General features: G+C 68.5%; 8 protein-coding genes and 1 pseudogene. 7 read left to right on the forward strand and 2 right to left on the reverse strand.

What is annotated here, in order from left to right:
- The first annotated feature begins 76 nt into the window (after window positions 1–76).
- The 5 genes from A33M_RS08620 (at window position 77) to A33M_RS08640 (ending at window position 6,378) form a co-directional block, all read left to right on the forward strand.
- Complete coding sequence (locus A33M_RS08620; RefSeq protein ID WP_008385830.1) at window positions 77–280, forward strand: hypothetical protein; 204 nt, start codon at window positions 77–79, stop codon at window positions 278–280.
- Between the two features lie 133 nt (window positions 281–413).
- Entirely contained in the window at window positions 414–1,265 is an 852-nt protein-coding gene (locus A33M_RS08625) for an outer membrane protein (RefSeq protein WP_008385834.1), read from the forward strand.
- A gap of 406 nt (window positions 1,266–1,671) precedes the next feature.
- Window positions 1,672–2,841, forward strand: coding sequence for a phosphoserine transaminase (locus A33M_RS08630; RefSeq protein ID WP_008385836.1), 1,170 nt, complete (start codon window positions 1,672–1,674; stop codon window positions 2,839–2,841).
- A 201-nt stretch (window positions 2,842–3,042) separates the two neighbouring features.
- Window positions 3,043–4,629, forward strand: coding sequence for a phosphoglycerate dehydrogenase (serA, locus tag A33M_RS08635; RefSeq protein ID WP_008385838.1), 1,587 nt, complete (start codon window positions 3,043–3,045; stop codon window positions 4,627–4,629).
- Window positions 4,630–4,875: 246 nt separating this feature from the next.
- Window positions 4,876–6,378 carry a methyl-accepting chemotaxis protein gene (locus A33M_RS08640; protein ID WP_008385841.1) on the forward strand — a complete coding sequence of 501 codons (1,503 nt, stop codon included), beginning with the start codon at window positions 4,876–4,878 and terminating at the stop codon, window positions 6,376–6,378.
- 36 nt (window positions 6,379–6,414) lie between these two features.
- On the opposite strand, the gene A33M_RS08645 is transcribed toward A33M_RS08640, so the two are convergent.
- Both A33M_RS08645 and A33M_RS24855 read right to left on the reverse strand, forming a co-directional pair.
- Entirely contained in the window at window positions 6,415–7,020 is a 606-nt protein-coding gene (locus tag A33M_RS08645) for a DedA family protein (protein ID WP_008385843.1), read from the reverse strand.
- A gap of 169 nt (window positions 7,021–7,189) precedes the next feature.
- Window positions 7,190–9,340, reverse strand: a complete 2,151-nt coding sequence (locus A33M_RS24855) for a methyl-accepting chemotaxis protein (RefSeq protein WP_008385845.1) — start codon at window positions 9,338–9,340, stop codon at window positions 7,190–7,192.
- Between the two features lie 360 nt (window positions 9,341–9,700).
- Between A33M_RS24855 and A33M_RS08655 the strand changes: the two genes are divergently transcribed.
- Complete coding sequence (locus tag A33M_RS08655; RefSeq protein WP_008385847.1) at window positions 9,701–10,993, forward strand: adenylosuccinate synthase; 1,293 nt, start codon at window positions 9,701–9,703, stop codon at window positions 10,991–10,993.
- A 201-nt stretch (window positions 10,994–11,194) separates the two neighbouring features.
- Window positions 11,195–11,521 (forward strand): annotated as a pseudogene (locus A33M_RS08660) (hypothetical protein); the annotation flags it as partial.

The following is an 11,521-nucleotide window of genomic DNA, read 5'->3' on the forward strand; positions in this document are numbered from 1 at the left end:
CGTGCGAACCCGGCCGTCCCCGGCCGGCGAGGGAGCCGTGCGCCATGGTTCCCTCGAGCTGCGAGCGGAGGTTTTCATGACGACCGAGACCAGGACCACCGAGCGGAAAGAAGGCGGCGAGACGGTCGAGAAGAAGACCGTAACGGTGAAGCATCAGGAGGCGACCAAGGAGGAGAAGCGCGAGCTCGATCAGAAGCTCGACGAGGCCTTGGAAGAAAGCTTTCCGGGCTCCGATCCGGTGTCGATCAGCCAGCCGACCCGGCACGAACCGAAGACGTGAGCATCTTGCCGAAGCAAAGCCCTGCAACCGCGAGGGGCATTTCGGTGTGCCAGTAACCCGGCATTAAGGTTAATGCCGGATCATCTCGACCGGTCGCGCAGTTCCCGCGCGACCCGGATCGAGGATGCGTCCCATGCGTTTCGCCGGATTTCGTTTTGCCGGTCTTTGCGGGCTGTGTGGATTGGTCGTCGCCCTCGCCACGCCCGCATTCGGCGCCGACATGCCGTTCCTGCGCGGCTCGCGGGGATTCCTTCCGAGCACGCCGCATTATTTCGACTGGGGCGGCGTGTATGTCGGCGGGCAGGGCGGCTACTCCTCCGGCAGCGCCGATTTCTCACAAGGCACCGGCGATCTGGTCTCCTACATCCTGCGCAACACGACCATCGAGAACGAGGCACAGGTGTCGTCCTGGACGACGCTGCCGACCAAGAACGGCATGACCAGCACGAGCTGGGGCGGCTTCGTCGGATTCAACGCGCAGTTCGACGATGCGGTGATCGGCATCGAGGCGAACTATAGCCGCGTCGACATGCAGGCCGTGGCGAGCGATTCCCTCGAACGTTCCTATCAGACGTCGGATCAGTATTTTTATAACGTCGCGCTCGGCAGCACCGCCGGCGTCAAGCTCTCCGATATCGGCACGTTGCGTGCGCGTGGTGGCTGGGCGGCGTCCTGGTACATGCCGTACGCGTTCGGTGGCCTCGCGGTCGCACGGGCCGACGTGGAGCGGTCGGCGACGGTGGAGCTGCAGGCGGTCGATCTGTCGGGCACCGGTCGACCGAATCTCGGGCTCGGCCCGGTGACGCGGATCGACAATCGCTCGGACGTCTACGCCTTCGGCTGGACGGTCGGCGCCGGTATCGACGTCGCGCTGATGGCCAATCTGTTTCTTCGCGCGGAGTACGAGTATGTGCGCTTCGGCGACATCGAAGGCACGGAAGTGTCGATCAACTCGGTGCGCGGCGGCCTCGGCCTGAAGTTCTGATACCAACGGCGGATGACTTTGATCCGTCATCCTTCGAGGCCCGGCTTCGCCGGGCGCCTCAGGGTGACGGGGAGAGTCGCTTTCAGCACCGTTGATATGATTTGTTTCCGCCGAACGCTCGGCCGGCGGTCCGGCTTTCGAACAAACAAACGGATGTCGCTTTCGACGTGATGGATGCGCGGGTCGAAGCCCGCGCATGACGGACGGAAGCCGCCCCGGCTCCGCCGGTCGCTCCCCGGTCGCCACCCGTCGCCGTGTCTGTTCCCGCCTCGTCCGCCACCCGTCATCCGAAAAATTTTCAGCGCTCATTGTCCACCGAGGGTTGACTCGGAACCCGCACTCTCATATTGCCGCGGACGGGACACCCCTCCCCACCGAGGGGCGCCTATCTGAAAGGGTAGATACAATGAGCGATATTCCCGCCGCGCGTCCGCGCGTGCCGCATTTTTCTTCCGGCCCCTGCGCCAAGCGCCCGGGCTGGACCCTCGAAAACCTGAAGGACGCGGCGCTCGGCCGCTCGCATCGCGCCAAGCTCGGCAAGGCCAAGCTGGAGCGGGCGATCACGCTCACGCGTGAGATCCTCCAAATCCCTGCCGACTATCGCATCGGCATCGTCCCGGCCTCCGATACCGGCGCGGTCGAGATGGCGATGTGGTCGCTGCTCGGCGCCCGCCCGGTCACCATGCTGGCCTGGGAGTCGTTCGGCGAAGGCTGGGTGACCGACGTCACCAAGCAGCTGAAGCTGCCGAACGTCACGGCGATGACCGCCGCCTATGGCGAGCTGCCCGATCTCACGAAGGTCGACTGGTCGAACGACGTGGTGTTCACCTGGAACGGCACGACCTCGGGCGTGCGCGTGCCGAACGCCGACTGGATCGCCGCCGACCGTGAAGGTCTTTCGATCTGCGACGCCACCTCGGCGGCGTTCGCGCAAGCGCTCGACTGGCAAAAGCTCGATGTCGTCACCTACTCCTGGCAGAAGGTGTTGGGCGGCGAGGCGGCGCACGGCATGCTGATCCTGTCGCCGCGCGCGGTCGAGCGCCTCGAGACCTACAAGCCGGCCTGGCCGCTGCCGAAGATCTTCCGGCTCACCAAGGGCGGCAAGCTGATCGAGGGCATCTTCAAGGGCGAGACGATCAACACCCCGTCGATGCTGTGCGTCGAGGATTACATCGACGCGCTCGAATGGGCGGGCTCGATCGGCGGGCTCGGCGCGCTGATGGCGCGGGCCGACGCCAATGCGGCGGCGATCGCCGAATGGGTGGCGCGCACGCCGTGGATCGATTTCCTCGCCGCCGATCCGGCGATCCGCTCCAACACCTCGGTGTGCCTGAAGGTGGTCGACTCCGACGTGACGGCGCTGCCGGCCGACCAGCAGGCGGCGTTCGCGAAAGCGCTCGCCTCGGCGGTCGAGAAGGAAGGCGCCGGCTACGACATCGGCTCGTATCGCGATGCCCCTCCGGGCCTGCGCATCTGGTGCGGCGCCACCGTCGATACCGAGGACGTCGTGCTGCTGACGCAGTGGCTCGACTGGGCGTTTGCAAAGGCCAAGGCGGCACTGCCCAAGGCGGCGTGAACCTCGCCCGCGGCATCGACCCGTCACCCTGAGGTGGCCGCCGTAGGCGGCCCTCGAAGGGCGACGGGCCCCGACCTCGATGGTTCGAGATCGTCGTAAAGATTCGTTTCAATCGGCAGACGCCGGCATCGGCCGTTCATCCTTCGAGGCTCGCTACGCTCGCACCTCAGGATGACGGTTCACCGTCACAGGACACTCACCATGGCTCCCCGCGTTCTCATTTCCGACGCGCTGTCTCCCGCCGCCGTGCAGATCTTCAAGGATCGCGGCATCGAGGTCGACTTCCAGCCGGCGCTCGGCAAGGACAAGGACAAGCTCGCCGAGATCATCGGCGACTATGACGGCCTCGCCATCCGCTCGGCCACCAAGGTGACGCCGAAGATCATCGAGAAGGCGAAGAACCTGAAGGTGATCGGCCGCGCCGGTATCGGCGTCGACAATGTCGACATTCCGGCCGCGACCGCCAAGGGCATCATCGTGATGAACACGCCCTTCGGCAACTCGATCACCACCGCCGAGCACGCGATCACCATGATGCTCTCGCTCGCGCGTGAAATCCCGCAGGCCGATGCCTCCACGCAAGCCGGCAAGTGGGAGAAGAACCGCTTCATGGGCGTCGAGATCACCGGCAAGACGCTCGGCATCATCGGCTGCGGCAATATCGGCTCGATCGTCGCCGACCGCGGCCACGGCCTGAAGATGAAGGTGATCGCCTTCGATCCGTTCCTCTCGCCGGATCGCGCGGTGGCGCTCGGGGTGGAGAAGGTCGAGCTGCCGGAGCTGTTTCGCCGCGCCGACTTCATCACGCTGCACACGCCGCTCACCGACAAGACGCGCAACATCGTCAATGCCGAGGCGATCGCCTCGATGAAGAAGGGCGTGCGCATCATCAACTGCGCGCGTGGCGGGCTGGTCGACGAGCAGGCGCTGCGGGCGGCGCTCGATTCCGGTCACGTCGCGGGCGCGGCGTTCGACGTGTTCACCGAGGAGCCGGCCACCAAGAACGTCTTGTTCGGCCATCCGCACGTGATCTGCACGCCGCATCTCGGCGCCTCCACCACGGAAGCGCAGGAGAACGTCGCGCTGCAGGTCGCCGAGCAGATGTCGGACTATCTGCTCGCGGGCGCCATCTCCAACGCGGTCAACTTCCCGTCGATCAGCGCCGAGGAGGCGCCTAAGCTCAAGCCGATGGTCGAGCTCGCGGAAAAGCTCGGCTCGTTCGCCGGCCAGCTGACCGAGACCGGGCTCGTGAAGGTGCAGCTGATCTACGAGGGTCAGGTCGCCAACATGAACACCAAGGCGCTCACCTCCGCCGCGGTCGCCGGCCTGCTGCGGCCGATGCTGCAGGACGTCAACTTCGTCTCGGCGCCGGTGATGGCCAAGGAACGCGGCATCGTCATCGAGGAGGTCACCCGCGAGGCGGAGACCGACTACGAGAGTTTGATCACCGTCACCGTGGTGACCGAGCGGCGCGAGCGCAGCGTGTCCGGCACGGTGTTCGCCGACGGCCGCCCGCGCATCGTCAACATCAAGGGCATGCGGGTCGACGCCGAGTTCGGCAAGTCGATGCTGTACGTGACGAACTTCGACAAGCCCGGCTTCATCGGCCGGTTCGCGTCGCTGCTCGGCGAGGCCGGCATCAACATCGCGACCTTCAATCTCGGCCGTGACGAGCTGGGCGGCAACGCCATCGCGCTGGTCGAGGTCGACGGCCCGGTGCCGCAGGATCTGCTCGACAAGGTGCAGGCGCTGCCGAACGTCCAGCAGGCGCGCCCGCTGAAGTTCTGAGGACGTCGCGAGCGCCGGTCCGGGGCCCCGTGCTTCGGGCCGGTGCGCCTCCGGCGCGGGGGGCCGGTGCGCCTCCGGCGCGGGGGGCCGGTGCGCCGGACGGCGAAGCAGGTGCGCCGGGCGGCGCGGGCATGCGCACTCGCGCTTACCGTTTTAGTCGCCGAAATTCACCATTCGAAAATTCATTGCGAATTATATCCGGTGGGGAAAGCTCTGCTTAAGCGTCCCCGGTCCGGAGAATATCAGATGTTTCCCTTCACCCGCTCGAGTGCGTCGGCCGCTACGCTCGCAGCGATCGATCGTTCGCACGCCGTCATCGAGTTTCAGATGGACGGCACGGTGATCACGGCCAACCAGAACTTTCTAAATCTGATGGGCTATGATCTGGCGGAGGTGAAGGGACGTCACCACCGCATGTTCGTCGATCCGGCCTTCGCCGAGAGCCCCGCCTATCGCGAGTTCTGGACGAAGCTCGCGGGCGGCGAGCCGCAGACCGGGCAGTTCGAGCGGATCGGCAAGGGCGGCCGCGAGGTGTGGCTCGAGGCCTCCTACGATCCGGTGCTCGGCGCCGGCGGCAAGCCGATGAAGGTGGTGAAGATCGCCACCGACATCACCGCGCCCAAGAGGGAGCATGCCGAGCTGCTCGCCAAGGTGAACGCCATCCAGCGCTCGCAGGCGACGATCGAGTTCGCCCTCGACGGCACGGTGATCACGGCCAACGAGAACTTCCTGAAGGTCCTGGGCTATTCGCTCGGCGAGATCGTCGGCAAGCACCATTCGATGTTCGTCGAGGAGGCCTATCGGGCGAGCGCGGACTACAGGGAGTTCTGGGCGGCGCTCAATCGCGGCGAGTACCGCGCGGCGCAGTATCTGCGGATCGGCAAGGGCGGCCGCGAGGTGTGGATCGAGGCGTCCTACAACCCGATCTTCGACACCAAGGGGCGGCCCTACAAGGTCGTCAAGTTCGCCACCGACCTGTCCGCCCGCAAGGCCGCCAACGCGAAACTCGCCGACGACTTCGAGACCGGCGTCAAGGCGCTGGTCGATCGCGTCGCGGCGGCCGCGAGCGGCATGCAGCAGGCGGCGCAATCGCTCGCCGCCTCCGCCGAGGAGACCAACGCGCAGTCCTCCACCATGGCGGCGGCGTCGGAGGAGCTGACCTGCTCGGTCGGCGAGATCTCGCGCCAGCTCGGCGAGGCGACGAAGATCATCGCCGTCGCGGTCGACGAGGCGTCGAAGTCCGATCGCACGGTCGGCGAGCTGGTGCAGGCGGCCGAGACGGTCGGCGAGGTGACCCAGACGATCGCCCAGATCGCCGCCCAGACCAACCTGCTGGCGTTGAACGCCACCATCGAGGCGGCCAGGGCCGGCGAGGCCGGCAAGGGGTTTGCCGTGGTGGCGCAGGAGGTGAAGCAGCTCGCCACCCAGACCGCGACCGCCACCGGCGAGATCGAGCAGCAGATCCACGGCATCCAGGATTCGAGCAAGACCACCGCCTCGGCGATCCAGGAGATCGCCCGCGTGATCGCCCGGATCAGCGAGGTGAACGGCTCGATCTCCGGCGCCATCCAGGAGCAGTCGTCGGCCACCCGCGAGGTCTCGGCGAACATCGGCGGCGTCCAGCAGGCGGCCGAGGAGACCGGGCGCTCGTCGGCCACGCTGCTCGAGGAATCGACCGTTCTGCGCACCCGCGCGGCCGAGCTCGGCGAGCGGGTGGACGATTTTCTGCACGCCGTCCGGGCGATGTAGCCGTCCCGGCGGTTCTCTTCCGGGTGGCGCCCCGGCTCACGGGTCGGGGCGGGGCCGGAAGGTGACCACCCGGTAGAGATAGAGGACGGCGAGGGCGGCGAGGACGGCGCTGGTGACCGGATCGAGCCAGGCCGCGACCGCCCCGTAGCGCGCGCCGAGCAGATAGCCGGCGGCGGCGAGCAGCGCCGACCACAGCCCGGTCCCGATCGCCGAGAAGGCGAGGAAGCGCGGCAGCGGCATCGCCGCGATGCCGGCCGGCACCGAGATCAGCGTCCGCACCGTCGGCACCAGCCGGCCGATCAGAACGGCCTGGCCGCAATGGCGGCGGAACCACCGGGTCGCCGCGTCGATCTCGTGCGGCGCCACCGTCAGCCATCGGCCGTGCCGGGCGGCGAGCCGCTTCAGCCGGTCCTCCCCGAGCCACCGCCCGGCAAAATACCAGACCAGCGCGCCGGCGACCGAGCCCACCGTGCCGGCCGCCACCACGCCGGCGAGGCCGAGCTCGCCGCGCGCCGCCGCAAAACCCGCGAGCGGCATGATCAGCTCGGACGGGATCGGCGGAAACACGTTCTCGAGCAGCATCAGCAGCGCGATGCCGAGATAGCCGGTGTCGCCCACGAAGGTCTCGATCCAGTCGAACACGGCGCACCTCCCGTCGTGTCCGGGAGCAACGCGCACGGCGGCCGAACGATCGAGGCGGCGCGAAAGCGCCGCAGGCGGCGGGATCGTGCGCGCGGGACGGGGAGGGCGCGGCGCGGGGCGCGGACCGCGAAAGGGACGGGCGGACGGGAAAGGCGCTCGCCCCCGCCCGTCATCCGGCCCGGACGGACCGCAGAAACGTCCCGACCTCGGTCTTGAGCCGGCTGCTTTCGCCCGACAGCGAGCGGGCGGCGTGGAGCACGTGGCTCGAGGCCGCGCCGGTGTCGCTGGCGCCGCGCTCGACCTCGGCGATGTTGCTGCTCACCTCGACGGTTCCGCGGGCGGCGCCCTGGACGTTGCGCGAAATCTCCATCGTCGCCGCGCTCTGCTGCTGCACCGCGGCGGCGATGCTCGACGAGATCTCCGACAGGCGGCCGATGGTGCCGACGATCGCCTTGATGGCGTCGACCGAGTCGCGGGTCGCCGCCTGCATGCCGGAGATCTGGGCGGCGATCTCGCCGGTCGCCTTGCCGGTCTGGGCGGCGAGCGCCTTCACCTCCTGCGCCACCACCGCAAAGCCCTTTCCCGCTTCCCCGGCCCTGGCCGCCTCGATGGTGGCGTTCAAGGCCAACAAGTTGGTCTGCTCGGCGACCGCGGTGATCAACTGCACGACGTCGCCGATCCGCTGGGCGGCGAGCGACAGCTCGGCGACCCGCGCATTGGTGCCGTGGGCCTGCTCGACCGCGCCTTCGGCGATGCGGGCGGACTCCTGCACCTGCCGGCCGATCTCGTCGATCGAGGAGGTCATCTCCTCGCTCGCCGAGGCGACCGACTGGACGTTGCCGGAGGCCCGCTCGGCGGCGGCCACCACCACCTTGGTGACGTCCTGCGACCGCTCGGCGGTTTCTGCGAGCGTGTGGGCGGCGGCCTCGAGCTCGGCTGCGGCGGCGGAGACGGTCTCGATCACCTCGCCGAGCGTGCCCTCGAAGTCGGTCGCGATCTTGTTCATCTCGCGCTTGCGCTGCTGGGTGACGCGGCGTTCCGTGTCCTCCTGCCGCTCCCGCTCGAAGCCGAGCTTCGACTGCATCGCCAGGATGTTGCGCAACGCTTGGCCGATCTCGTCGTCGCGCTTGATGACGATCCGTCCGGTCAAGTCGGCACGGGCGATCCGGTCCATCGCGGCGTTGAGGCGGGCGAGCGGGCGCAGCGTCGCCTGGATGGTGCGCAGGCCGAGCCAGCCACCATAGCCGAGGCCGGCGAGCAGCAGCACCACGACGGTGACGAGGGCGGCGCCGAATTCCTGCCGCGACGCGTCGTACTGGACCTTCGCCTCCTTCCTCTGGATCGCCACCAGCGTGTCGAGGTCCGTCTTGGCGGCGGCGAACAGCTCGGCCGCCGGGCTGGTCAGCAGCGCGGCGAGGTCGTCCCATCGCTTCGCATCCGCCAGAGCGAGGCCGGGCCTTATCGCCTGCTCGACATAGGCGGTGCGGCGCGCCGCGAAGGCGTCGGCGGTCGTCTTCTCCTCGGGGGTGAGATAAGTCAGCAGGTACTCGTTCCACACCGCGGTGATGCCGGCGATGTTGCCATCGATTCGCTCGCGCAACGACGACACCGGCTTGCCGGCGCGCCCGTCGGCGAGCGCCGTGTGGAGGGCGATCGCGCTGTCGCGCATACGGTCGTCGATCTCGTACAGCTGGCCGAGCGGCACCACCCGGTCCTCGAAGATCGACTTCATTCGAACATTGTTGGCCCAGCCGGCCCAGAGGGTGGTGGCGCCGACCATCAGGATGACGGTGGCCAGCATCACCACGAGCGTGGTGAGGCGCGCCTTCAGCGAGCGGGTGAAGAAGGAGAGCCGGTCGAACACCGAGCGCTCGCGCAGGATGCCGCCGGTCAGCGTGTAGCCGTGCGGCTCGCCGGCGTTCATTTTCGCATAGACGCGCTCCGCCTCCTCGCGCTGCTCGGCGGCGAGCCTGGTGCGGATCGACATGTAGCCGGTGATCTCGCCGTTCGCCCAGACCGGCGTCACGCTGGCGAGCACCCAATAATAGTCGCCGTTCTTGCGGCGGTTCTTCACCGCGCCGGCCCACGGCTTGCCGGCCTTCAGCGTGTCCCACAGATCGGCGAACGCCGCCGGCGGCATGTCGGGATGGCGCACGATGTTGTGCGGCTGGCCGGTCAGCTCCTCCTCGGAGAAGCCGGAGACCTCGACGAAAGTTTCGTTGAAATAGACGAGCTTGCCCTGGGTGTCGGTCCGCGAGACGATCAGCACGTCGTCGGCGATCGGGTACTCGATGGACGTCACCGGCAGATTCTTGCGCATGGTCGTTTCCGTCTGGCTTCGGGCACCTGTGGCCGGGGAGGGAGAGCGGCACGCGGTGGCCCGCCGGAACGCCGAGGCGGCGCCGGCTCGCTCGACTGTGCGGGGCGTCGCTGTCGTTTGCGTTAATTTGATTAAACGGCACGCGTAAGTAGTAACACCTCGGCGGGCGGTCGCCGCGCCATCGCGATACCGGCCGCGGCCGGGCGGTGTTTCCCGCGGCGCAAGCGCGCGCGAACGGGGCGCAAATCCGGGCCGTCCTTGCCTCCCACCGATTCCTCGAGTAAGCCGGAGGCCGATTGCCGATTGCGCCGATCCCCCGGGCGCCGAGACGTCGGCAGCGACCGTCGGACAAGGAATCTCATGGCGAACGTCGTGGTCGTCGGCTCCCAATGGGGCGACGAGGGAAAGGGAAAGATCGTCGACTGGCTGTCGGAGCAGGCCGATGTCGTGGTTCGGTTCCAGGGCGGGCACAATGCCGGCCACACGCTGGTGATCGACGGAACCACCTACAAGATGTCGCTCCTGCCCTCCGGCGTGGTGCGCGAGAAGCTGTCGGTGATCGGCAACGGCGTGGTGATGGACCCGGTGGCGCTGCTCGAGGAGATCGGCCGGCTGTCCGCCCAAGGGCTGAAGATCACCCCCGAGACGCTGCGGATCGCCGAGAACACCGTGCTGATCCTGCCGCTCCACCAGGAGCTCGACGCCAATCGCGAGGCGGCGGCGAGCGCCGAGGCGCGGATCGGCACCACCAAGCGCGGCATCGGCCCGGCCTACGAGGACAAGGTGGGGCGCCGCGCGATCCGCCTGATGGACCTCGCCGACCTCGAGACGCTGCCGGCCAAGATCGACCGCCTTCTGGTGCACCACAACGCGCTGCGCCGCGGCCTCGGCCTGCCGGAATACGAGCCGGGCCCGCTCTACGATCACCTCGCGGGCCTCGCCCCGAAGGTCTTGCCCTACATGGACTGCGTGTGGAACCTGCTCGACGCCAAGCGGCGCGAGGGAACCCGCATCCTGTTCGAGGGCGCCCAGGGCGCGCTGCTCGACATCGACCACGGCACCTATCCGTTCGTCACCTCGTCCAACACGGTGGCGGGGCAGGCGGCCACCGGCTCCGGCCTCGGCCCGTCGGCGGTCGATTACGTGCTCGGCATCTGCAAGGCCTACACGACGCGGGTGGGGGCGGGGCCGTTCCCGACCGAGCAGGACAACGAGATCGGCCGGCTGATCGGCGACCGCGGCCACGAGTTCGGCACCATCACCGGCCGGCGGCGGCGCTGCGGCTGGTTCGACGCGGTGCTGGTGCGCCAGACCGTGCGCACCTCCGGCATCAGCGGGCTGGCGCTGACCAAGCTCGACATCCTCGACGGGCTCGACGAGATCCGGGTGTGCACCGGCTATCGGTTCGACGGCCGCGACATCGACTATCTGCCGGCGGCCGAGCACGCCCAGGCCCGCGTCGAGGCGGTCTACGAGACCATCCCGGGCTGGCAGGAAAAGACCGCCGGCGCCCGGTCGTGGACCGAATTGCCGGCCCAGGCGGTGAAATACGTGCGCTGGATCGAGGAGCTGGTCGGCTGTCCGGTCGCCCTGCTCTCGACGAGCCCGGAGCGCGATGACACTATCCTGGTTCACAACCCGTTCGAGAGCTAGTGATCCGGGTCCGACATTCGCCTCCCGTCGCCGCCTTCTCGGGGGCGGATGTCGGCCTCGCAGGACCGCTGGCACCCGGAGAGTCCGAGTGGAGCTTCGAAGTCGACGGGCGAGATCTTCCGGGCGGCCGGCCAGAGCTCGACGGTCGAATTCGCTCGACGAGCGTGAGGGCGACGCGCGGCGCACTGACGGCGGGAGCCGATGGCTGATTATTACCCTCTGATCGCCAAGGCCGTCGACGGCCTCGAGAAGAACACGGGCGAAGCCCGGCGCACGCTCTACGAGCGCGCTCGCAACGCCCTGGTGACGCAGCTGCGCAGCGTCAGCCCGGCCTTGAGCGAATCCGACATCACCCGCGAGCGGCTGGCGCTCGAGGAGGCGATCCGCCGGGTCGAGGCGGATGCCGCCCGCAAGGCGCGCGCCGCCGCGCCGCCGTCGCGTCCGCCGCGACCCGAGCGGCCGAGCCTCGCCGGCCGGCTCGATCGGCCCGATCGTCCCGACCGGCCGGGGCCCCCGGGCCGGGCCCGC

Source organism: Rhodovulum sp. PH10 (genome assembly GCF_000293785.1).
GTDB lineage: Bacteria > Pseudomonadota > Alphaproteobacteria > Rhizobiales > Xanthobacteraceae > Rhodoplanes.

Excerpts from the sequence above, each read along its gene's own strand:
- A33M_RS08625 (WP_008385834.1), top strand. The coding sequence starts at position 414 with ATGCGTTTCGCCGGATTTCGTTTTGCCGGTCTTTGCGGGCTGTGTGGA.
- A33M_RS08620 (WP_008385830.1), top strand. The coding sequence starts at position 77 with ATGACGACCGAGACCAGGACCACCGAGCGGAAAGAAGGCGGCGAGACG.
- A33M_RS24855 (WP_008385845.1), bottom strand. The coding sequence starts at position 9,340 with ATGCGCAAGAATCTGCCGGTGACGTCCATCGAGTACCCGATCGCCGAC.
- A33M_RS08640 (WP_008385841.1), top strand. The coding sequence starts at position 4,876 with ATGTTTCCCTTCACCCGCTCGAGTGCGTCGGCCGCTACGCTCGCAGCG.
- serA (WP_008385838.1), top strand. The coding sequence starts at position 3,043 with ATGGCTCCCCGCGTTCTCATTTCCGACGCGCTGTCTCCCGCCGCCGTG.
- A33M_RS08655 (WP_008385847.1), top strand. The coding sequence starts at position 9,701 with ATGGCGAACGTCGTGGTCGTCGGCTCCCAATGGGGCGACGAGGGAAAG.
- A33M_RS08630 (WP_008385836.1), top strand. The coding sequence starts at position 1,672 with ATGAGCGATATTCCCGCCGCGCGTCCGCGCGTGCCGCATTTTTCTTCC.